Below are 21,142 nucleotides of genomic sequence, written 5' to 3'. Positions count from 1 at the left end.
GAGTCCAGAGGTAGGGAGGGGGGAATCGGAACACCCCTCCCTGCCTCTGGCCCAGCGGAGCGTCCCTGCACGCTGAAGGCAGGCAGAAACGTTCCCCGCGGAGCGCGACACGCTTCCAGTCCTCCCGCTTTCCGGGCGCTTCCCTGAAAAAATATGCAAAAAATAGTGCATTCCGGCGCGTTTTGTGATATCTTATAAAGGCGTATGAGCACAAATCACACAACTGCGTTCAAAGGACGCATAAGGAGGAACTGTATATGAAGTTGGAAACCGGAATCTGCGGCGAGCAGAGCGTGCGCGTGAGCGCAGAGAACACTGCAAAGACCATGGGCAGCGGCACGCTGGACGTGTTTGCTACCCCTGCACTGGTGGCACTGGCCGAAAAGACCTGCTGGCAGAGCGTTGCCCCTGCGCTGGAAGCGGGCAGCGGCACGGTGGGCACCAAGCTGGAGCTGGAGCACACCGCACCCACCCCTGTGGGCATGACCGTGACCTGCCACAGTGAGCTGGTGGCTGTGGAAGGCCGCAAGCTGACCTTTAAGGTGACGCTTGCGGACGAGAAGGGTCCTGTGGGCGGCGGCACCCACGAGCGCTTTATCATCTTTGAGGAAAAGTTTGCCGCTAAGGCCGAGGCCAAAAAGGGCTAAGGATCGTCCGGTTCTGTTTCGTCCAGCCGCAGCGGCGGCAAGTCTGCAGCCAGCAGCTGCTGCTCGGCGCGGGTCTGCGCGTCCTGCAAAAGCTGCACAGCCTGCACGCTGGCGCGGAACAGTTCAAAGTACATGGCCTTATAATCCGGCACGGTGCACACCCCCTTTGCATTTCTGTGGGTAGTCTGCCCCGCAGCCTGCGCCCCGATACGCCGGACGAACCCCGCAGACAATGATTGACACCTGATATGAGGAGCTTATGAAAAACAAAAACCTTTCTTGGGTGGGGGCGCTGTTCGTCTTTGCCCTGCTGCTGTGGTGCACGGCGGTGACCCCCGGCAAGGTAGCCGACCCCGCCACCTACACCTGTGCGGTGTACAGCACCTTCTTTTCCCTGCTGCCGCCGGTCATTGCCATCGTGCTGGCGCTGAACACCAAGGAGGTGTACACCTCGCTGCTGGTGGGCATTGCCTCCGGCGCGCTGCTGTACGCCAACGGCAACCTTGAGCTGGCGCTGAACACCTTGTTCTTCAACGAGGACGGCGGCATGATCACCAAGCTGTCGGACTCCGGCAATGTGGGCATTCTGGCCTTTCTGGTGATGCTGGGCATTCTGGTGGCGCTGATGAACAAGGCGGGCGGCTCAGCAGCCTTCGGACGCTGGGCATCCACCCACATCCACAGCCGGGCAGGCGCACAGTTTGCCACCCTGCTGCTGGGCGTGATGATCTTTGTGGACGACTACTTCAACTGCCTGACCGTGGGCTCGGTGATGCGCCCGGTAACCGACCGGCAGAAGGTGTCCCGCGCAAAGCTGGCTTACCTGATCGATTCCACCGCCGCGCCCATCTGCATCATTGCGCCGGTGTCCAGCTGGGCGGCTGCGGTCACTTCCAGCGTCCCGGCGGGTTCCGGCATCAACGGCTTTACCATGTTCCTGCGCACCATTCCTTATAACTATTACGCCGTCATGACCGTTGTGATGAGCCTGTTCCTCATCTTTACCGGGGCAGAGTTCGGCCCCATGAAGCTGAACGAGGACAACGCCAAAAACGGCGACCTGTTTACCACCGCCGACCGTCCCTACGGCGACGACGTGGACGATGGGAATGACACCAACGGCCATGTCATCGACCTGATCGCGCCGGTGCTGGTGCTGATCGCGGCCTGTATCTTCGGCATGGTGTACACCGGCGGCTTCTTTGAGGGCGTGGACTTCATCACCGCCTTTGCGGATTGCAACGCCTCGGCGGGTCTGGTGCTGGGCAGCAGCATCGCTTTGCTGTTCACCTTTGTATTTTACCGGGTACGCGGCGTGATGACCTTTCAGGACTTTGCCGCCTGCATCCCCGAGGGCTTCAAGGCCATGGTCAGCCCCATGCTGATTTTGTCCCTTGCATGGACGCTGTCCGGCATGACCGGCCTGCTGGGTGCAAAGTATTATGTGGCAAACCTGCTGGGCAGCTCTGCGGCGGCTTTGCAGTATCTGCTGCCGTTCATCATCTTCCTTGTGGCGGTGTTCCTTGCCTTTGCCACCGGCACTTCCTGGGGCACCTTCTCCATCCTGATCCCCATCGTCTGTCAGGCCTTCCCGGACGGCGAGATGCTGGTGGTGTCCATTGCCGCCTGCCTGTCCGGCGCGGTGTGCGGCGACCACTGCTCTCCCATCTCGGATACCACCATCATGGCTTCGGCAGGCGCACATTGCAGTCATGTGAACCACGTTTCCACCCAGCTGCCCTACGCCATTACGGCGGCGGCCTGCTCGGCGGTGTGCTACATCATCACCGGCCTTGCACAGGCGGTGCTGGGCAGCCGCGCAAGCCTTGTCACCTCGCTGGTGCTGCTGGTGGTTGCCATCGTGCTGGAACTGGCGGTGCTCGGTGTCATCCGCGCCCACACCCGGGCAAAAACTTCCGGGGATGCTGTGTAAAAATTCCGCTATGCAGCGGGGCATTTTCGTGGTATACTAGCCGTATAGCAAGAAAACTAAAGCATCGGAGGCGCATGACCCATGCTGGAAAAAGCTTTTCAGGACGTCTATACCAAATTCAAGCTGCATTTTTATCAGAACGTGTTCCAGCGTTTTGCCACCCGTGAGGCTACCCTGACCACGGTGGAGTCCTTCTGCATGGAGGGCATCATGGCCATGGGCGAGCCCACCATTGCGGAGTTTTCCCGCATGATGCAGATCTCCACCCCCAATGCGGCGTACAAGATCGGCAGTCTGGTGAAAAAGGGCTATGTGGAAAAGATCCAGTCCACCACCGACCGGCGGGAGTACCATCTGCGCCCCACCCAGAAGTATATCGACTACTACAACATCAGCTACTCGTATCTGCACACCGTAGTGGAGCGTGCCCGGCAGCGCTTTACCCCCGAGGAATGCGCAAAGCTGGAACAGATGCTTACCATCGTGAGCACCGAGCTGATGCCGGAACTGGACATCCTGAAAAAAGGCGAGGAATAAGAACGATAAAACACAAAGACGGGCAGCCCGCGGGCTGCCCGTCTTTGTTCTTGTCAAAATAATTTTACGCGATCAGGAAGCATTTACTTCCATAGGTTTTCGGGGTACTGACCCTCGGCGGTCTTGCGGGCGATGGCATCCACCACCAAAGGCTTATCCTCCCGGTAGGTGACGCCGAACCACTTATCCGTGCTGCGCAGCACCTGAATTTTTGCCTTGTTTTCCTCGATCAGCTCGGTCACGACCAGCGGCAGGAAATACTCGCACTTCAGGGGGTTCACCGGCAGATTCTCGGTCAGCCAGCCCGCAAAGCGCTGCTCGGCCTCGTCCAGAAAGCTCTTGCCGAAGCCCCACAGGTTCATACTCACGGGGGTGTCGCCGGGCAGATCCACCCAGCTCTCACCGCCATCTTCGGTGTAGTGTGCGCCGCCATCGCAGGGCTCGATGCGGGTGCGCTCGGTCACGCTCTGCAGGGTGCCGTCCTCGTTTTTGATGCACACGCCGCGTGCCACGCTGCCGTTCTCGGACAGGGTGTTCTTCAGCAGATAGCTGACCATGCAGTAGCGGTAGAAATCATCATCGGCGTGGGTGGACAGGTAATCGTACATTACCTGAAAGGCCTCCGGGCCGTAGTAGTCGTCCGCATTGATGACCGCAAAGGGGCCGTCGATCAGGGGCTTTGCAGCCAGCACGGCATGGCAGGTGCCCCAAGGCTTTACACGGCCTTCCGGCACGGCAAAGCCTGCGGGCAGCTCTTCCAGCTGCTGAAAAGCGTACTTCACGTTCATTGCTTTCGCCACGCGGTCGCCGATGGCTGCCTTGAAGGCGTCCTCGATCTCGTGCTTGATGACAAAGATCACGGTCTCAAAGCCGGCGCGGCGGGCGTCGTAGAGAGAGTAGTCCATAATGACCTGTCCGTTGGGGCCCACCGGGTCGATCTGCTTCATGCCGCCGTAACGGCTGCCCATGCCGGCTGCCATGACGACCAGTACCGGTTTATTCATCTGCAATTCCTCCTGTATCTGCCGGGGGTTCCGGCGTTGTATCGTTCTGCGCCTATTATACACTGCTTCGCCGCCTGTGGCAAGGTGCAGCGGGGGAGAACGATTTTATACATTTCTGCCGCTATCCCTTGATTTTTTTGTTCCGGCGTGCTACAATCAGCGTAGTTTCATCCTGTCCAAAACATTGATGCGGACAAACTGAAGCCCCGCTTTTCATGCCGCAGAGAGGGCTGCCCCGGGTTTCCGGGTGCTGCAAGCAGCCTGCCATGACCCCGGCTTCTACCACCGCAGAGTGCAGAGGCGAACCTCTGCCGGGCGTGCCCGTTACAGCACTGCGAGGGGCGCGTTTCCCCGCCGGGGAGCGCGCAATTCGGGTGGAACCGTGGAACGCAGACATTTGATCGGCGCTTCATCCCGTGAGTTTTACGGGGTGAAGCGCTTTTTATTTTTGTTCAAAACCGCATTGTCAAAGGAGAATCTACTATGAAGATCATCTACAAGGACGGTCATGTGGACGAGTGCCCGCAGGATCAGGAGCTGCACGTTATCCGTCACACCGCTGCTCATGTTATGGCACAGGCCATCAAGCGCCTGTATCCGCAGGCTGATTTTGCCTTCGGCCCTGCCACCGAGAACGGCTTCTACTACGATGTCGATCTGGGCGACCAGAAACTGAGCGACGAGGATCTGGCCAACATCGAAAAAGAGATGCGCAAGATCGTCAAGGAGAACCTGCCCATCAAGCCCTTCATCCTGCCCCGTGCCGAGGCCGTGAAGCTGATGGAAGAGCGCAAAGAGAACTACAAGATCGAGCACATGGCAGATCTGGCTGACGAGACCGAGTTCAGCTTCTTCCAGCAGGGCGAGTACGTGGATATGTGCATCGGACCCCACCTGACCTACACCAAGGCACTGAAGGCTTTCAAGATCACCCAGCAGTCCGGCGCATACTGGAAGAACGACAAGGAAAACAAGATGCTGACCCGTATCAACGGCGTGGCTTTCCGCAATCAGGAAGAGCTGGACGCATGGGAGAAGGAGCAGCAGGAGGCCCGCGAGCGCGATCACCGCAAGATCGGCAAGGAGATGGGCCTGTTCATGACCGATGATCTGGTGGGCCGCGGCCTGCCCATGTTCCTGCCCGCAGGCTACACCGTCTGGCAGGAGCTGGAAAACTATATCAAGGAGAAGGAGCGTGCACGCGGCTACCTGCACGTGATGACTCCCTGCATCGGTACTGTGAACCTGTATAAGACCTCCGGTCACTGGGATCACTACCGTGAGAACATGTTCCCCGCCATGGAGATGGAGGGCGAGAGCTATGTGCTGCGCCCGATGAACTGCCCCCATCACATGATGATCTACGCAAATCGTCCCCATTCTTACCGTGACCTGCCCATGCGCATCGGCGAGATCGCCCACGACTTCCGCTACGAGTCCTCCGGCACCCTGAAGGGCATCGAGCGCGGCCGTCACTTCTGCCAGAACGATGCTCACCTGTTCTGCACCCCGGAGCAGATCAAGAGCGAGGTCGCAGACGTGTGCAACCTGATCTTTGAGGTGTACAAGGACTTCAACATCACCGATTACCGCTGCGTGCTGAGCCTGCGTGATCCTGCCGACAAGAAGAAGTACCACGACGATGATGCCATGTGGAACCATGCAGAGCAGGCCCTGCGCGAAGTGCTGACCGAGCTGGGCATCCACTTCACCGAGGAGATCGGCGAGGCTGCCTTCTACGGCCCCAAGCTGGACGTGAACGTGAAGCCCGCCGTGGGTGCCGAGTACACCCTGTCCACCTGCCAGCTGGACTTCTGCCTGCCCGCAAAGTTCCACCTGACCTATGTGGACAAGGACGGCTCTGAAAAGACCCCCGTGGTGCTGCACCGCGCAATTCTGGGCTCTCTGGATCGCTTCATGGCTTACCTGATCGAGGAGACCAAGGGCAAGTTCCCCACCTGGCTGGCTCCCACGCAGGTCAAGGTGCTGCCCGTGTCCGAAAAGACGTTGGAGTACGCACAGGATGTGACCGAGAAGCTGTCTGACGCCGGTATCCGCGTTGTGCTGGATGACGACAACCAGAAGATCGGCTACAAGATCCGTGCCGCACAGCAGGTGGATCGCGTGCCCTATATGCTGGTGCTGGGCGCCAAGGAAGCCGAGGCCGGCAACATCTCCGTGCGCGACCGCAAGGGCGAGACCACCGAGATGAGCCTTGAGGACTTCATCGCCAAGGTTACCACCGAGATCCGCACCCGCAGCCTGTAAGGTATAAATGATAAGTGCCCCGGAAACGCCTGTCGGCGTTTCCGGGGCACTTTTTTTCATAGCAAAAGCCCCGCTCCCTTGTGCGCAGGAGCGGGGCTTTCGACTTACTGACTCGAACAAAAAAGGAAAAGGAGAACGATCTATCTGTCACGCCGGGCGGCGGGAACTGTGTCGGAGCAGCCGGGCTGCCGCCGCAGCGGGAACAGCAGAGAAACTTGTGGAGGGTTACTCCACATCCTGCAGCGCGGCGTAATCTTCCTCGCCGGTGCGGATCTTGACCACGCGGGTCACGTTGTAGACAAAGATCTTGCCATCGCCGATGTGGCCGGTGTACAGTGCCTTCTTGGCAGCTTCCACCACAGCGTCCACGCTGATGCGGGAGACGATGACCTCCACCTTGATCTTGGGCAGCAGGGTAGTATCCACCGGCACGCCGCGGTACTTTTCAGGCGTGCCCTTCTGGATGCCGCAGCCCATGACCTGCGTTACGGTCATGCCGGTGACGCCCAGATCATTCAGGGCGGTCTTGAGCTGATCGAACTTAGCCAGCTTTGCAATGATGGATACCTTGTGCATACCGGTGTCGTAGACGCCATCGTGGATCACAGGCTCGCGCACCACCGGCACGGCAGCATCCATCTGCTTTGCGGTCGCCTTGGTGATATCGTCCTCGCCCAGATCAGTGTTCTCGTTGGGGGTCATGGCAGCGGAGTTTGCATCCGAGATGGCAAAGCCTGCATAAGCGGAAGCCAGACCGTGCTCGTGGATGTCCAGACCGTCGATCTCCACCTCGGCGGGCACACGCAGGCCAAGGGTCTTATCAATGATCTTGAAGATGATGAACATCACGATCACAACATAGACATCCACGCAGACCAGACCCAGCAGCTGGGTGCCCAGCTGTGCCAGACCGCCGCCGTAGAACAGACCGGCATGGGCGGTGTTGGAGCCGGTGGAGAACAGACCCACCGCAATGGTGCCCCAGACGCCGTTTGCAAAGTGGACGGAAACAGCACCTACGGGGTCATCCACCTTGGCGATCTTATCGAAGAATTCCACGCTCAGCACCACAAGGATACCGGCCACAAAGCCGATGAAGAAAGCGCCGAAGGGGGAGACGGTATCGCAGCCTGCGGTAATGGCCACAAGGCCAGCCAGAGAACCGTTCAGGGTCATGGAGACATCCGGCTTGCCGTAGCGCAGCCAAGTGAAGATCATGGTCACGCAGGTGGCAACGGCTGCGGCAAGGTTGGTGTTGAAGCAGACCAGACCGGTCAGGGTCATGGTAGCATCGGTGGACAGGCTCAGGGAAGAGCCGCCGTTGAAGCCGAACCAGCAGAACCACAGGATGAACACGCCCAGAGCACCGGCGGTCAGGTTGTGACCGGGGATGGCGTGGGGGTTGCCGTCCTTATCGTACTTGCCAATACGGGGGCCAAGCATCCAAGCGCCTAGCAGAGCGATGACGCCGCCCACATTATGCACGGCTGCGGAGCCTGCAAAATCGTGGAAGCCCATGCTCTGCAGCCAGCCGCCGCCCCACATCCAGTGGCCGCAGATGGGGTACACCACCAGCGAGATGGCGGCGGAGTACACGCAGTAGGCCTTGAAGTTGGTGCGCTCGGCCATGGAGCCGGAGACGATGGTGGCTGCCGTAGCGCAGAACACGGTCTGGAACACGATGTACACCCACAGGGGGATATCCAGACCCAAGTGGCTGTAATCGCCCTGAATGAAGGGATCGAAACCGCCGATCAGTGCGCCGGTGCCGCTGAACATCAGGCCGAAGCCGATGAGCCAGTAACAGGGCGTGCCGATGCAGAAATCCATCATGTTTTTCATCAGGATGTTGCCGGTGTTCTTTGCCCGGGTAAAGCCGGCCTCGCACAGGGCGAATCCGGCCTGCATGAAGTACACTAGAAACGCTCCTACGAGCGTCCAGCAGGTGTTGACGGAGCTAAACATACTTTCCTACCTCCTACGGTCGTTTTTTTGCACAGGGAGCCCTCTATTCTCTCCGTGCGGCAGTATCCCCGAAAACACAAAAGGCGCTGGCGGAATTGCTTCCGTCAGCGCCTTTGCTTTCGATGGCACGAGTATAGTCTCTTTGTGCAAACCTGTCAAGTATTCATCTCAAGGTTTTACGTTTTTCACAATACGGTAAAACTTCGCCCTGCTAAAGTTTGGCAAATCTTTTGCCTGTCAGCCGTTTTCGCCGTCCTTCGGGGAGCCGGACTTGCCCTTTTCCTTGGCATTTGCCGGGCGGTGGCCGCCCTCCATCTCCCAGTGCAGCAGCATACTCATCAAAGCGCGCAGCGCAAAGGTAGCCGCCAGCGGCACCACGGACTCCAGATTTTGCAGCAGGAAGGTCTTGGCGATCTCTGCCGACATCAGAAATTCCAGCGCGGTGGTCAGGCCGCTGCTCATTTCATGGTGGAAGTCCCGGTGGTCGTTGAAGAAGGTGGCGCGGACATAGTAGAAAGTAGCCTTGGCCAGACTGGTGATGATGATGAACAGGCCCACCACCTCGGCAAGACCGGCGATCATGGGCACTGCCGTTTCCAGAAAAGCATCCAGAAGGTGGGTGAGGTTCAGGTTGAACAGGGTCAGTCCTTGCATGATCTCCTCCGCAGCTTACAGCAGGGTCTTGATGTAGGCGGCCAGCTCCTCGTCCTTGCAGGAAACGAAGAACAGCTCAGAGAACTTTGCACCGGCCACAGCACCCTTCAGCAGATCCTGATCGATGCTCTTCAGGCACTCGATGAGGGGCTTGAAGGTGGCAGCGCGCACACCGTCCAGAATCTTCTTGTTGCGCTGCTCGGGCACAACGCGCTCCTTGGGGTAGCCCTGACCGTGGCCGAAGCCGAACAGCTTCTCGAAGCAGTACTCGAGGTTCAGCTCGCCGCCCCAGCCGAAGCCCTTGGCAAAGGGCATGGCAACGGCGTTGCCGTCGTTGACGTGGGCAAAGGTGTAGGCATCCACGGGGTCCTCCACATGGCCGCAGATAACGCCGGGGAAGCTGTTCAGTGCCAGCATGGCGCCCTCGCCGGTGCCGCAGCCGGTAACAACGTAGTCCGCAGCGCCGCTGTTCAGCAGGATAGCAGCCAGAATGCCGCACTGCACATAGGTCAGCTGTGCAGCGTCATCGGCGGCGTACATGCCGTAGTTGACCACCTCATGACCCATGGGCTCCACCACCTTTTTCAGGGCGGCTTCAATGATGCCGTTCTTGGCGGCCTGACTGTTCTCGTTGATAAGTGCGATCTTCATAACAATGGTTCTCCTTCTTATTTTTCCCTGCGGTGTGCAGGGATTATACAAAGTCCTCCCGCATGGGGGTAAAGAAATCCAGCATCACGCCGCCCTCCAGACAGACACAGCCGTGCATCACGCCGTTCTGCTTGAGCAGGGTATCGCCGGGGCCTACCTCCCGGGTCTCGTCCCCGATGGTAAAGCGGTATCGCCCGGAGACGATATAGGTAATCTGGGTGTGGGGGTGGCAGTGCATGGCACCCACGCCGCCGGTCTCAAAGGTGTTTTCCACGCACATGGCGTCTTTGCTATACGCCAGCACGCGGCGCTGCACCCCGGGGCCGCAGGGTTCCGGGGAAATTTCGGCATGGGGCACCCAAGGGATATCCTGATGTGCTTTTTCCATTATAACATAACATCCTTTCCCGTACAAACAAAAGGGGACTGCCACACAACGCTGTGCGGCAGCCCCCGGGTCAAGAACTGCGGAGTGCCCTCAGCGTTTACTGGGGCTGCTTGCCGATGTAGGCCAGAATGCCGCCGTCCACATACAGGATCAGGCCGTTGACAAAGTCAGAAGCCTCAGATGCCAGGAACACAGCGGGTCCGCCCAGATCCTCGGCCTCGCCCCAGCGGCCTGCGGGGGTCTTGGCAACGATGAACTGGTCGAAGGGGTGACGGCTGCCGTCGGGCTGGATCTCGCGCAGCGGTGCGGTCTGCGGGGTAGCGATGTAGCCGGGTCCAATGCCGTTGCACTGGATGTTGTAAGCGCCGTACTCGGAAGCGATATTCTTGGTCAGCATCTTCAGGCCGCCCTTTGCTGCTGCATAGGCAGAAACGGTCTCACGGCCCAGCTCGCTCATCATGGAGCAGATGTTGATGATCTTGCCGCCGCCCTGTGCGATCATATCGGGGATGATGGCCTTTGCCACGATGAAGGGAGCGTTCAGATCCACGTCGATGACCTGACGGAACTGGGCAGCGCTCATCTCGGTCATGGGGATGCGCTTGATGATACCGGCGTTGTTGACCAGAATGTTGATGTGGCCGACTTCCTCGGTGATCTTTGCCACCATTGCATTGACGGCGTCCTCATCGGTGACATCGCAGACGTAGCCGTGAGCCTTGATGCCTGCCTCTGCATAGGAAGCCAGACCCTTGTCCACCAGCTCCTGCTTGATATCATTGAACACGATGGTAGCGCCGTTGGCTGCCATAGCCTTTGCAATTGCCATGCCGATGCCGTAGGATGCGCCGGTGATCAGCGCCACCTTGCCGGTCAGGTCAAAAGATTTGGGAGTGCACTGTGCCATAATAAAGTCCTCCTGTCAAAAAACCATATTTTACACGGGGCAAAACCGCACCGTGCTGCTTTGCAAAGCGCGTCGTATCCGGCCGTGCCGGAGTGCGCTCTTACTTGTATACCAGTCTAGCATCCTTTGCAGGAAGTGTCAAGGCACATTCTTGTGAAGTTTTGTTGTACTTTCTTTAGATTTCCGTTTTTTCACCGCAAAACAATACGTCAACCCGCTGTTTTTCGGTCATCAGTTTGTGTGGGATGACGTGCCTTGTCACGGTGCACAAGATATTCCGACTATCTTTGGGCTTGTTGACAAGTTTAGGCGACCTTTGTCTTTTACCCCAGCTTTTTCTTCTGCTGGCGTGCCACAATGGGCATCAGCAGGGGGATGGGCACAAGGCGCTGGGCACTGGTGCACAGCCGCATAAAGGCAGAGGGCACGATGATGGTCTTGCGGTGCATCATGCCCAGCAAAGCCTCCTCCACGCACAGCTCTGGCGTGATGCCCCGCAGGGCAAACACCACACCGGCGTGGTCGTTGAACTCGGTATCCACCGGGCCGGGGCAGAGGGCGCAGACGTAGACCGGGCTGTGCATCTCCCGCAGCTCCTCGGCCACGCCGCGGGTCATGCTGACTACATAGGCTTTGCTGGCGTAGTAGCCCGCCATATAAGGCCCGCCGGGCAGAAGCCCCGCAGAGGACGCCACATTCAGGATGGTGCCGCCGCCCTGCGCGTTCATCTTGCGCACCACGGCGCGGAACAGCCGCGCCATGGCGGCAACATTCACTTGGATCATCTCTTCCTCGCGGGTCTCATCCGTTTCCAGAATGCTGCCGCAGACGCCGAAACCGGCGTTGTTGATGAAGATGTCGATGTGTTCATCCGCCAGCACCTCGCACAGGCGGCGGCACTCCTCGGCGCGGGAGAGGTCGGCGGTCTCGATGCGGCAGTCGGTGCCGTGGGCTGCGTGCAGCTCCTTGGCAAGAGCCTGCAAGCGGTCGGCGCGGCGGGCAGTCAGGATGAGCCGACAGCCCATGGCGGCGTACCGGCGGGCGAACTCCCGGCCGATGCCGGAACTTGCTCCGGTGATCCAGATGGTCTTTTGCATGGTGGTTCTCCTTTTTTCTTCTCGCCCCCAGAACGGGGTTTTCTGTACTTGTTGCCCTTATTTTAGCATAGTCTGCCCGTGCTTTCTATGCAATTTTCGTAAACGATGCAAAAGAGAACCCGAAACGCCGCAGGCGTTTCGGGCTCTCTCATAAAACTTACTTCAGCAGGTTATCGTTGTCGAAGTAGTCGATGCGCATGGCCTTGCGCACCTCGTCCAGTGTGGCGGCAGCGGTCTTTTCGGCGTAGGCGCTGCCCTCCTTGAGGATCTCCACCACTTCGGGCAGGCGCTGCTCCCACTCCTTGCGGCGGGTGCGGATGGGCTCCAGCTCAGCCTGCATGACGCTGTTCAGGAACTTTTTCACCTTCATATCGCCAAGGCCGCCGCGCTGATAGTGTGCCTTGACCTCGTCCAGATTCTGGTACTCCGGCCAGAACTCGGCAAAGTGCTCGGGGCGGCAGAAAGCGTCCAGATAGATGAACACCGGGTTGCCCTCCACCTTGCCGGGGTCCTGCACACGCAGGTGGTTGGGGTCGGTAAACATGGACTTGACCTTCTTCTCGATCTCCTCCGGCTCCTCGGACAGGTAGATGCAGTTGCCAAGGCTCTTGCTCATCTTGGCCTTGCCGTCAATGCCGGGCAGACGCAGGCAGGCGGCGTTCTGGGGCAGAACGATCTGGGGCTCTACCAGCGTTTCGCCGTAGACAGAATTGAACTTGTGCACGATCTCGCAGCACTGCTCGATCATGGGCTTCTGATCCTCACCGGCGGGCACGGTGGTAGCCTTAAAGGCGGTGATATCGGCAGCCTGACTGATGGGGTAGCAGAAGAAGCCCACCGGGATGCTGGCTTCGAAGTTGCGCATCTGGATCTCGCTCTTCACGGTGGGGTTGCGCTGCAAACGGCTGACGGTGACCAGATTCTGGTAGTAGAAGCTCAGCTCGGTCAGCTGGGGCACCATGGACTGGATGAAGATGTGCACCTTGTTGGGGTCCAGACCGCAGGCCAGATAGTCCAGTGCCACCTGCAGAATGTTCTGGCGCACCTTCTCCGGGTTGTCGGCGTTATCGGTCAGCGCCTGCGCATCGGCGATCATGATAAAGATCTCGTCATATTCGCCGGTATTCTGCAGCCGCACCCGCTCCTTCAGAGAGCCGACATAGTGGCCAACGTGCAGGCGACCGGTGGGACGGTCGCCGGTCAGAATAACTTTTTTCATGATGTTCTCCTTTGTCAAGGGTTTGATCCCCCTCCGTCAATGCCTTGCGGCATTGCCAGCTCCCCCAAGGGGGCGCCTTTTCGCCTTACTGCACCGTAAAGCTGCGCGGCAGGAGGTTCCTTTTATACTTTATAGTGTGTTAAGTATAGCCCCCCGGGGCGGTGCTGTCAACAAGGCCGCCGGGAAAAAGAAAAAAGCGATGGAAAATTTCCATCGCTTTGCTGGCGCCTCTTGCCTGACTCGAACAGGCGACACCCTGATTAACAGTCAGGTGCTCTAACCGACTGAGCTAAAGAGGCATCTATATAAAACGGCACATGACCGTTTTACTACTATAAAATGGTGACCCGTACCGGAATCGAACCGATGTTAAAGGCGTGAGAGGCCTCTGTCTTAACCGCTTGACCAACGGGCCATACGTCCATTTTGCATCAGGTGTTCGCACCCGACTTGGCTATTTTAGCATACCGGGTGCCCTTTGTCAACAGCAAATTTCGATTTTATTGGAAAAAAGTAAAATTTTCGCCGCAGCCCCGGAACGGCGGCAGACACTGCGCCCGCTGCCGCGCTGCGATATCTACTATAAAGGAACGATAAAATGGTGAAACCTAAGTTCCGATAGTTGACAATGTGGTAAAATGTGGTACTCTTAGGGTGCAAAAAGCATTTGAGGAGGGTTTGTATTATGGCTATGAAAATGGATCGTCGTGCGTTTTTAAAGACCTCTGCTGCGGTGGCAGTGGCAGTATCTATGACCGGACTGCTGGGCGGCTGCAGTGATGGTGACATTGGCACAGACTTTGGCCTGTTCCAGGCAACGGCAGGCAAAGCTTTTGGTAAAAACAACGGCATCGACTTTGGCGGCACAGCGGAAGCCGGATGGGAAGGCTACATCAGCGTCTGGGTGCGTGTCAAGGATACCTCCGGCAGCAAAAAGCCCCTGCCGATTCCTGCAAAGGGCTATTTCTCCCTGAAGATCAATGGACAGCCGGTCAACAACTATACTGATGGCGATCTGCTGGAAAACGGTGGGAAGATCAATCTGTCGAAGGGTCAGATCAAAGAGGGCTGGATGCATTTTACGCTGAAAGAAGACCAGAAAGACCTGTACGAAGCTGTCTTAGCCAAGAAGGCCGAGGTTACTTTTACGATCTCGAGCGGGTTCGTAACGGAGATTTATACACTGGATTATACGACCAGCACTTTTGTAAAGCAGACCGTCTGATCCCGCAGAGCAGCGTTTTCCAAGTGATACCCGATACAGGAGGTGCATTGCTATGATCGACCGCAGAACATTTCTCAAGCTCAGCGCCGGGGCACTGGTGCTGACCGCCGCAGGGGCTTTGACCGGCTGCGGGACGACCATTGACCTCGACCACCCCAAGCAGGAAGTGGAGGGCGTAATGTTCCTGTGCGATATCACCGGAAAAATCGATTTCTCCGGTGGTGGTAAGAGCGGTAAGGTTCAGTATAAGCCCTACTTTGCCATCTGGAACCGGAGCGAAGAGGATGTGAGCATACCCCGGAAGGATATCACCGGTATCTTTACCGAGAAAGGCTACAAGCCGGAGAAGATGGTGTTCATCCCCAGCTGGCCGGAGGTTGACCTGAAGGTTGGCGCAAAGCAGTATCAGGTGTTCAGCCGGTTTGATTTCGGTCTGGAGACCGAAAACGGCTCTCATGAAAACAATACGCAGCTGTCCCGCGAGAACGGCACCTACGAGCTGCGCATCAAGTATAAGGGCAAGAATGTTGTGTTCATCTACGATGGCAAGACCATGACCAGCCGCGTAGAGTAAAACCGAATACACCCCGCCGCCGGGCACTTCTGGAAACAGGAGTGCCCGGCGGCTTTTTGTTTTGCGCCGCATTACCTGTTCTTTACATTGGGGCTGGCATTGTGCACAAAGTTTTACGCACTTTTTGCACGTCCATGGTCGCGGCAAGGGGGGAAAAGCGGTAGAATAAGGCCGTTCCCAAGGAAAACACAAAAGACAGTGCCGGGCGGACGCCCGGGTTTTTAATGGAGGAAATTTTATCATGAAAAAGATCTCTCGTCGTTCGTTCCTGACCGTTTGCGGTGCAGCTGCTGCGGCTGCTGCTCTGACTGCCTGCGGCGGCTCTGCTTCTTCCGCATCCAGCACCGCTGCTTCTGTTTCCGCCACCGCTTCTTCCGCTGCCGAGCAGGCAGCCGGCACCCTGAGCGGCAACGTTGCTACCGGCGGTTCTACTTCCATGAAGAACGTCATCGCTGCCCTGACCGAGGGCTTTGCCGAGGTCGAGCCGGGCGTCACCGTCAGCTACGACCCCACCGGTTCCGGCGCAGGCATCACCGGCGCTACCGACAAGACGCTGGACATCGGCCTGTCCTCCCGCGCCCTGAAGGACGAGGAGAAGAACGATGTGGACGGCACCACCGTGGCGCTGGACGGCATCGCCATCATCGTGAGCAAGGACAGCAAGGTCGCCGACCTGACTGTGGAGCAGCTGAAGAAGATGTTCACCGGCGAGATCACCAACTGGAAGGAGGTCGGCGGCGACGACGGCGAGATCGTTCTGGTGGGTCGCGAGGCCGGTTCCGGCACCCGCGATGGCTTTGAGAGCATCGTGGACGTGAAGGACAGCTGCAAGTACGCACAGGAGCTGACCGCTACCGGCGCTGTCATCAGCGCTGTGGAGGCAAACCCGCTGGCCATCGGCTACGCTTCTCTGTCCGCTGTGGGCGATACTGTCGCCATGGTCACCGTGGAGGGTGTGGAGTGCAGCGAGGACACCGTGAAGGACGGCAGCTACAAGATTCAGCGTCCCTTCGTGTTCGTTACCAACAAGAGCGCTGCCCTGTCTGAGCAGGCACAAGCCTTTGTGGACTTTGCCACCAGCAAGGACGCTGCCGACCTCATCCGCACCGCAGGCGCTGTGCCCGTGAACGAGTAATTACCGGGTGGTTTGCCGGGGAGTTTCCCCAGCGAATGATCCGAGGGTGGGACCCTGTTGCCGCAGGCAATAGGGCGGGAGCTGGAAGCCCCGAATTTCGCGGGGAAAGCTCCCCGGTGAACCACCCACTCCGCATCTGAACAAGAGAACTGCCGCGTCGGCCTGCCCTAAAAGGCTGGGCTGGTGCGGCTTTTATAAAGGATTTCAGCTATGAACAAAAAATCCTATCTGCGCCGGGTGCGGCTCCCCCGCACCCCCGCCGACTGGCTGGAAGCGGTGATGAATTTCATCTTCTTCCTGTGCGGAATGCTGGCAGTGTGCTGTGTGGCGCTCATCTCGGTGTACATGGTGGTCTCTGGCGTGCCGGCTATCCATAAGATCGGCATTTTCAAGTTCCTGTTCGGCACAAAATGGGCGTCCACCGCGGCAGAACCGCTGTTCGGCATTCTGCCCTTTATCCTGTCCAGCGTCTACGGCACGCTGGGCGCCACCATCCTCGGCGTGCCCATCGGCCTGCTGACGGCGGTGTTCCTCTCCAAGGCTGCAGACCCCAAGCTGCGCACCGTGGTGGTCACCGCCATCGAGCTGCTGTCCGGCATCCCCAGCGTGGTGTTCGGCCTTTTGGGTATGCAGGTGCTGGTGCCCGCCGTGGCCAAGACCTTCGGCAAGGCCTCCGGTGCCTGCCTGCTCAGCGCCATCGTGGTGCTTTCCATCATGATCCTGCCCAGCATCGTGTCCGTGTCGGTGACGGCGCTCAACGCCGTGCCGCCGGAGTATGAGCAGGGCAGTCTGGCGCTGGGTGCCACCGACACCGAAACATGGTTCAAGATCAGCATTCCGGCGGCGAAAAGCGGCATTGCCGCAGGCGTTGTGCTGGGCATCGGCCGCGCCATCGGCGAGGCCATGGCTGTGATGATGGTGGCGGGCAACAGCCCCAATATGCCGGACAGCCTGTTCCGCAGCGTCACTTTGCTGACCACCGCCATCGCCAAGGAAATGAGCTACGCCGGCGGCTTGCAGCGGCAGGCACTGTTCAGCATCGCGCTGGTGCTGTTCGTGTTCATCATGCTCATCAACGTTGTGCTAAATGTAGTGCTGAAGGGAGGAAACCGCGATGAATAACGGCTTTTCGCCCTCCCGCCGGGCATGGAACCGGGTGATGACCGTGCTGGTCTGGGCAAGCGCAGTGCTGGTGATGATTCTGGTGGCCGGGATCATCGGCATGGTGCTGGTGCGGGGCATCCCCCACATCAGCTGGAAATTCCTTTCCACCACCGCCAGTGTGCTGAAAAAGACCGACGGCATTCTGCCCGCCATCCTCAACACCCTGTATGTCATTGTGCTGACATTACTCATCGTATTGCCGCTGGGCGTGGGTGCGGCGGTCTACCTGACCGAATACGCCTCCAACCGGCGGCTCATCGAGGTCATCGAGTTCACCAACGAAACGCTGGCGGGTATCCCCAGCATCATCTACGGCTTGGTGGGTATGCTGGTGTTCAGTCAGGCGCTGGGCTTCCAGACCTGTCTTTTGTCCGGCAGTCTGACGCTGGTGGTGATGAACCTGCCCACCATCATCCGCACCACACAGGAATCCCTCAAAACCGTGCCGCAGGGCTACCGTGAGGGCGCTATGGGTCTGGGTGCGGGCAAGTGGCACATCATCCGCACCATCGTGCTGCCCTGCAGCATCGACGGCATCGTCACCGGCTGCATTCTGGCTGTGGGACGCATCGTGGGCGAAAGCGCCGCGCTGCTGTTCACCGCCGGTGCTGCAGAGGTGATCGCCAAGAGCGTGTTCAAGGCCTACACCTCCAACGGTGCCACCCTGTCGGTGCTGCTGTATCTGCGCGCCTTTGAGGACGGCGATTTCACCTCCGCATGGGGCATCGGCGCAGTGCTGCTGGTGCTGGTGCTGCTGATCAATCTGGCAGCACGGCTGGCGAAAACAAAACTGAAACAGAAGCAGTAAAAATAAAGAGGTACTCTATGGAAAACACGAATGTGCCGGTGATATCGGCAAAGGATCTGAACCTCTGGTACGGCGACTTCAAGGCGCTGAAGAGCATTTCGCTGGATGTGGGCGAGCGGGAGATCACCGCACTGATTGGCCCCTCCGGCTGCGGCAAGTCCACCTTTTTAAAGACCCTGAACCGCATGAACGACCTTGTGCCGGGCGTGCGCATCGAGGGCGATGTACGGCTGAAGGGTGAGGATATCTTTGCCCGCGAGATGGAGCTGACCGACCTGCGCCGCCGCGTGGGCATGGTGTTCCAGAAGGCGAACCCCTTCCCCATGAGCATCTACGACAACATCACTTACGGCCCCAAGCTGCACGGCGTGCGCAATAAGGCCGAGCTGGACGAGCTGGTGGAAACCTCTCTGCGGGGCGCAGCCCTGTGGGACGAGGTGAAGGATCGCCTGAAAAAGAGCGCCCTTGGCCTTTCCGGCGGGCAGCAGCAGCGTCTTTGCATCGCCCGGGCCTTGGCGGTCAAGCCCGAGGTGCTGCTGATGGACGAGCCCACCAGCGCACTGGACCCCGGCTCTACCATGAAGGTGGAGGAGTTGATGAACGAGCTGAAAAAGAACTACACCGTGGTCATCGTCACCCACAATATGCAGCAGGCGGCCCGTATCAGCGACCGCACCGCCTTCTTCCTGCTGGGGGAACTGGTGGAGGTTGGCCCCACGAACCAGATCTTCAGCACACCCCGGGACAAGCGCACCGAGGACTACATCTCCGGCCGGTTCGGTTAATGCAGGGAGGAACAAAGCAATGAGCATTCGCAAACAATACGACAGCGATCTGGAAGCCCTCAGGGTCGCTTTGGTGGAGATGGGGCAGAACGCCGCCGAGGCCGTGGAGAACGCGCTGGAAGCGCTGTGCACCGCCGACACCGCAGCCGCCCAGAAGATCGTGCAGGGGGATGACCGCATCAACAACATGGAGCGGGACATCGAGCACCGCTGCATGACCTTGCTGCTGCGCCAGCAGCCGGTAGCGGGCGACCTGCGCCACATTTCCACCGCCATGAAGGTGGTCACCGATATCGAGCGCATGGGCGACCACGCCTCGGATATCGCGGAGATCATCCCACATCTCGTCACCGTGCGTAAGGAGAGAGACCCCGCTGTCAGTCAGGCTATTGCCATGGGACGCAAGGCCTACCAGATGATCTTAGACGCCATGGATGCCCTGACCGCCGAGGATGAGATCGCCGCCCGCCGCGTCATCGCCGCAGACGACGCCGTGGACTACGACTTCAACGCCATCAAGCACACGCTGGCACAGGAGATCGCCGCCGACCCCGCCAAGGTGGATGCCGCGCTGGATCTGCTCATGGTCATCAAGTATCTGGAGCGCATCGGCGACCACGCCGTGAACGTAGCCGAGTGGGTGCAGTTCGTGCGCACCGGGCACTACAAGGACGAAAGTATGTTCTGATACTCACTCTGCCCCTTTGGGCGCGTGTTTTCCTTATTTTCTTCTGAAAAAGGCTGTCTGCCACCCGGCAGACAGCCTTTTTCTGTGGGAAAGCTCCCCCTACAACGAAAATTGACTAAAAAATTTTTATCTTTTCTGCAATATCTGCGGCAGGTCATTCGTATTCAGGGTATAAGAGCCCGGAAAGGGCTCCGCAGTTATCGTGCGGCGGGTGGTTCCGGCTTCCCCCAGTCCCCCGCCCGCCGCACCGTTACGGAGGACAGATACAATGATGGCAAAGCTTGAACGCTCCACGCAGCCCGCCCGCATGGAGGCCGTGAGCCGCGATGCACTGGTGCAGGCGGCGCTGCAGGAGATCACCCAAAATTATCGTGAGGCCAGCCTTTCCAATGTGGCAAGGGCTTATGGTGTTTCGCTGGCGTATGTCAGCGAGTGCGTGCGCGCCCAGACCGGGCGCACCTACAAGGAACTGCTGCAAAAGCACCGCATGGAGACTGCCGCGCGGCTGCTGCGCCGCAGCGATCTGAACATCCAGCAGATCATTGCGCAGGTGGGATACGAGAACACCAGCTACTTCTACCGCCTGTTCCACGAGCGCTACGGCCTGAGCCCCCGGGAGTACCGGCTGGTGCGCACCGGCACCACCACCCGCCGCCCCACCGCATGAAGCCCCTCGTTTTACTGCCCCCGACCGCCGTGCTGCCGCCCCGCGCACGGCGGTCTGTTTTTGCCGCAAAATGGAGAAAAATCTGGTGCTTTATGGAAAATTGTGTTATACTGAAATAAATATACCCCGCGCGGCAGGGCGCGGGCAAGAGAGGATGAGTGGATATGTTTCGCGGAGCAGTAAGAGCGGATATGGCAAAGATCCTTGAAGTCTATGCCCGTGCGCGGGATTTCATGGCGAAAAACGGCAACCCCACCCAGTGGGGGGACAACTACCCCAGCCCGGAGCTGCTGGAAGAGGATATCGACACCAACCGGCTGTTCGTGTACATGGTAAACGGCCAGATGCAGGCGGTGTTTGCCTTTGTCCTTGGCGAGGACCCCACCTACAAGGTCATCGAGGACGGGCAGTGGCTCAACGACACCTTGCCCTACGGCACACTGCACCGGCTGGCTTCGGCGGGCGAGAGCAAGGGCGTGGGCAAAGCAGTGGTGGAGTGGTGTCTGGAGCACTGCGAGAGCCTGCGCGCCGACACCCACGCCGACAACAAGGTAATGCAGCATCTGCTGGAAAGCGAGGGCTTTACCCGCTGCGGCATCATCCATGTAGAGGACGGCACCCCGCGCATTGCCTACCAGCGGCTGTCTCTGACCCAGAGCCAGCTGGGGTAAGCGGGAAAATAATTTTAATTTTATGGTTCTGAAAAGTCTGCGGGCTTTTCAGAACCTTTTTTCATGGGTGGGGTCGTAACGGTGAACGGCAGTTGCAGCGTTGCTGCTATGGCAACTTTCTGCCTGCCGTCAGCGTGCAAGGAGGCTCCGCTGGG

22 protein-coding genes and 2 tRNA genes are annotated in these 21,142 nt (G+C 58.8%); 13 read left to right on the top strand and 11 right to left on the bottom strand.

What is annotated here, in order from left to right; translation table 11 throughout:
* The first annotated feature begins 257 nt into the window (after window positions 1-257).
* Complete coding sequence (locus WMO44_RS12990; RefSeq protein WP_005922594.1) at window positions 258-647, top strand: thioesterase family protein; 390 nt, start codon at window positions 258-260, stop codon at window positions 645-647.
* On the opposite strand, the gene WMO44_RS12985 is transcribed toward WMO44_RS12990, so the two are convergent.
* Window positions 644-799: a hypothetical protein gene (locus WMO44_RS12985; protein ID WP_154252423.1), complete on the bottom strand. Its 156-nt coding sequence runs from the start codon at window positions 797-799 to the stop codon at window positions 644-646. The two genes, WMO44_RS12990 and WMO44_RS12985, sit on opposite strands and share 4 nt — an antisense overlap.
* Window positions 800-906: 107 nt before the next feature.
* On the opposite strand from WMO44_RS12985, the gene WMO44_RS12980 reads away from it, so the two are divergent.
* The gene (locus WMO44_RS12980; protein WP_349152835.1) at window positions 907-2,580 is read left to right on the top strand and encodes a Na+/H+ antiporter NhaC family protein; all 1,674 of its coding nucleotides are present in this window, start codon (window positions 907-909) and stop codon (window positions 2,578-2,580) included.
* Window positions 2,581-2,661: 81 nt separating this feature from the next.
* Window positions 2,662-3,117 (top strand): MarR family winged helix-turn-helix transcriptional regulator, encoded by a 456-nt coding sequence (locus WMO44_RS12975; protein ID WP_005922600.1) that lies wholly within the window; start codon window positions 2,662-2,664, stop codon window positions 3,115-3,117.
* Between the two features lie 83 nt (window positions 3,118-3,200).
* Here WMO44_RS12975 and WMO44_RS12970 read toward each other — a convergent pair whose 3' ends face one another.
* Window positions 3,201-4,121, bottom strand: coding sequence for a nucleotidyltransferase family protein (locus tag WMO44_RS12970; RefSeq protein ID WP_097779343.1), 921 nt, complete (start codon window positions 4,119-4,121; stop codon window positions 3,201-3,203).
* A gap of 483 nt (window positions 4,122-4,604) precedes the next feature.
* On the opposite strand from WMO44_RS12970, the gene thrS reads away from it, so the two are divergent.
* The gene (thrS, locus tag WMO44_RS12965) at window positions 4,605-6,389 is read left to right on the top strand and encodes a threonine--tRNA ligase (protein WP_112121608.1); all 1,785 of its coding nucleotides are present in this window, start codon (window positions 4,605-4,607) and stop codon (window positions 6,387-6,389) included.
* Between the two features lie 225 nt (window positions 6,390-6,614).
* Here the strand turns inward: thrS and WMO44_RS12960 are convergent, their stop codons facing one another.
* The 9 genes from WMO44_RS12960 to WMO44_RS12920 form a co-directional block, all read right to left on the bottom strand.
* Window positions 6,615-8,354, bottom strand: a complete 1,740-nt coding sequence (locus tag WMO44_RS12960) for an ammonium transporter (RefSeq protein WP_349152834.1) — start codon at window positions 8,352-8,354, stop codon at window positions 6,615-6,617.
* Between the two features lie 237 nt (window positions 8,355-8,591).
* Window positions 8,592-9,008 carry a DUF1622 domain-containing protein gene (locus WMO44_RS12955; RefSeq protein WP_349152833.1) on the bottom strand — a complete coding sequence of 139 codons (417 nt, stop codon included), beginning with the start codon at window positions 9,006-9,008 and terminating at the stop codon, window positions 8,592-8,594.
* A gap of 15 nt (window positions 9,009-9,023) precedes the next feature.
* Window positions 9,024-9,659, bottom strand: a complete 636-nt coding sequence (locus WMO44_RS12950) for an RpiB/LacA/LacB family sugar-phosphate isomerase (RefSeq protein ID WP_349152832.1) — start codon at window positions 9,657-9,659, stop codon at window positions 9,024-9,026.
* Between the two features lie 43 nt (window positions 9,660-9,702).
* Entirely contained in the window at window positions 9,703-10,047 is a 345-nt protein-coding gene (locus WMO44_RS12945) for a cupin domain-containing protein (protein ID WP_081028488.1), read from the bottom strand.
* Between the two features lie 97 nt (window positions 10,048-10,144).
* Window positions 10,145-10,954 carry a gluconate 5-dehydrogenase gene (locus tag WMO44_RS12940; RefSeq protein ID WP_006735344.1) on the bottom strand — a complete coding sequence of 270 codons (810 nt, stop codon included), beginning with the start codon at window positions 10,952-10,954 and terminating at the stop codon, window positions 10,145-10,147.
* A gap of 323 nt (window positions 10,955-11,277) precedes the next feature.
* Window positions 11,278-12,051, bottom strand: coding sequence for an SDR family NAD(P)-dependent oxidoreductase (locus WMO44_RS12935; RefSeq protein ID WP_349152831.1), 774 nt, complete (start codon window positions 12,049-12,051; stop codon window positions 11,278-11,280).
* A 157-nt stretch (window positions 12,052-12,208) separates the two neighbouring features.
* Window positions 12,209-13,270 carry a tryptophan--tRNA ligase gene (trpS, locus tag WMO44_RS12930; RefSeq protein ID WP_118658510.1) on the bottom strand — a complete coding sequence of 354 codons (1,062 nt, stop codon included), beginning with the start codon at window positions 13,268-13,270 and terminating at the stop codon, window positions 12,209-12,211.
* Between the two features lie 222 nt (window positions 13,271-13,492).
* Window positions 13,493-13,569: transfer RNA gene (locus WMO44_RS12925), tRNA-Asn, on the bottom strand.
* A 41-nt stretch (window positions 13,570-13,610) separates the two neighbouring features.
* Window positions 13,611-13,685, bottom strand: a tRNA-Glu gene (locus WMO44_RS12920).
* 270 nt (window positions 13,686-13,955) lie between these two features.
* Between WMO44_RS12920 and WMO44_RS12915 the strand changes: the two genes are divergently transcribed.
* The 9 genes from WMO44_RS12915 (at window position 13,956) to WMO44_RS12875 (ending at window position 20,987) form a co-directional block, all read left to right on the top strand.
* On the top strand, window positions 13,956-14,495 hold the full coding sequence (locus WMO44_RS12915; protein ID WP_349152830.1) for a twin-arginine translocation signal domain-containing protein: 540 nt from the start codon (window positions 13,956-13,958) through the stop codon (window positions 14,493-14,495).
* A gap of 52 nt (window positions 14,496-14,547) precedes the next feature.
* Window positions 14,548-15,069: a twin-arginine translocation signal domain-containing protein gene (locus WMO44_RS12910; RefSeq protein WP_349152829.1), complete on the top strand. Its 522-nt coding sequence runs from the start codon at window positions 14,548-14,550 to the stop codon at window positions 15,067-15,069.
* A 241-nt stretch (window positions 15,070-15,310) separates the two neighbouring features.
* Window positions 15,311-16,204 (top strand): phosphate ABC transporter substrate-binding protein, encoded by an 894-nt coding sequence (locus tag WMO44_RS12905; RefSeq protein ID WP_349152828.1) that lies wholly within the window; start codon window positions 15,311-15,313, stop codon window positions 16,202-16,204.
* A 210-nt stretch (window positions 16,205-16,414) separates the two neighbouring features.
* Window positions 16,415-17,326, top strand: a complete 912-nt coding sequence (pstC, locus tag WMO44_RS12900; protein WP_349152827.1) for a phosphate ABC transporter permease subunit PstC — start codon at window positions 16,415-16,417, stop codon at window positions 17,324-17,326.
* Complete coding sequence (gene pstA, locus WMO44_RS12895; RefSeq protein ID WP_117527591.1) at window positions 17,319-18,176, top strand: phosphate ABC transporter permease PstA; 858 nt, start codon at window positions 17,319-17,321, stop codon at window positions 18,174-18,176. Before pstC ends, pstA begins: the two co-directional genes overlap by 8 nt.
* A 17-nt stretch (window positions 18,177-18,193) precedes the next feature.
* Window positions 18,194-18,961 (top strand): phosphate ABC transporter ATP-binding protein PstB, encoded by a 768-nt coding sequence (pstB, locus tag WMO44_RS12890; RefSeq protein WP_006735359.1) that lies wholly within the window; start codon window positions 18,194-18,196, stop codon window positions 18,959-18,961.
* Window positions 18,962-18,980: 19 nt separating this feature from the next.
* Window positions 18,981-19,649, top strand: coding sequence for a phosphate signaling complex protein PhoU (gene phoU / locus WMO44_RS12885; protein ID WP_349152826.1), 669 nt, complete (start codon window positions 18,981-18,983; stop codon window positions 19,647-19,649).
* Between the two features lie 268 nt (window positions 19,650-19,917).
* On the top strand, window positions 19,918-20,316 hold the full coding sequence (locus WMO44_RS12880; RefSeq protein ID WP_249241089.1) for a helix-turn-helix transcriptional regulator: 399 nt from the start codon (window positions 19,918-19,920) through the stop codon (window positions 20,314-20,316).
* Between the two features lie 191 nt (window positions 20,317-20,507).
* Window positions 20,508-20,987: a GNAT family N-acetyltransferase gene (locus WMO44_RS12875; RefSeq protein WP_349152825.1), complete on the top strand. Its 480-nt coding sequence runs from the start codon at window positions 20,508-20,510 to the stop codon at window positions 20,985-20,987.
* The last annotated feature ends 155 nt before the right edge of the window (window positions 20,988-21,142 follow it).

This window comes from Faecalibacterium tardum, assembly GCF_040096515.1.
GTDB classification, from domain to species: Bacteria; Bacillota; Clostridia; order Oscillospirales; family Ruminococcaceae; genus Faecalibacterium; species Faecalibacterium tardum.
Note: the sequence above shows the minus strand (reverse complement) of the source record. Positions and strands in the feature narration are given on the sequence as shown.